Here is a 593-nt window from a genome sequence, read left to right as displayed (position 1 = left end):
CGAGGGGTTGAACACCCTGTCGGCGTCCAACGGTCGCGCGGGTTCGGCGCCGGGGAAGATCGCGACCGGCTGCCCGTTCTGCCGGGTGATGCTCACCGACGGTGTCACCGCCCGGCAGGAGAAGGGCGAGGGCGAGGGCGTCGAGGTGGTCGATGTGGCCCAGCTGATGCTCGATGCGATCGAGCGGGTCGAGCCCGCCACGCTGAGCGAGAACCTGACCGTCACCCAGCAACCCAAGACCCAACCCGAACCCGAACCCGAACCCGTCGCGGCCGCGGCCGCGCCCGTCGCGGTGGAGGCCGAGGCTCCGGCTGCGCCGGTCAAGGCGGCGGCCGGTGGTGGTCTGGCGATGAAGGGTCCGGCCAAGGCCCCGGGTGGTTTGGGGATGAAGGGTGCGGCGAAGGCTCCCGGTGGTGGCCTGGGCATGAAGGGCGCCGCCAAGGCACCCGGCGCCAAGACCGCGGCACCGGCCGAGGAAGCGGCGGTCGAGTCCGCGCCCGCCGCCGGCGAGGCTGCGGCCGCGCCGGTCAAGGGCTTGGCCATGAAGGGCCCGGCCAAGGCACCCGGCAAGGGTCTGGGTATGAAGGGCGCGG

1 pseudogene is annotated in these 593 nt (G+C 73.5%); it reads left to right on the top strand.

Annotated elements, in window-relative coordinates:
* Positions 1 to 88 precede the first annotated feature (88 nt).
* Positions 89 to 593, top strand: a pseudogene (locus tag NX1_RS37165) (Fe-S oxidoreductase); the annotation flags it as partial.

The organism is Nocardia xishanensis NBRC 101358 (genome assembly GCF_001613365.1).
Classification (GTDB): Bacteria; Actinomycetota; Actinomycetes; order Mycobacteriales; family Mycobacteriaceae; genus Nocardia; species Nocardia xishanensis.
The sequence above is the reverse complement of the archived record's forward strand: the minus strand, read 5'-3'. Positions and strand labels throughout refer to the sequence as shown.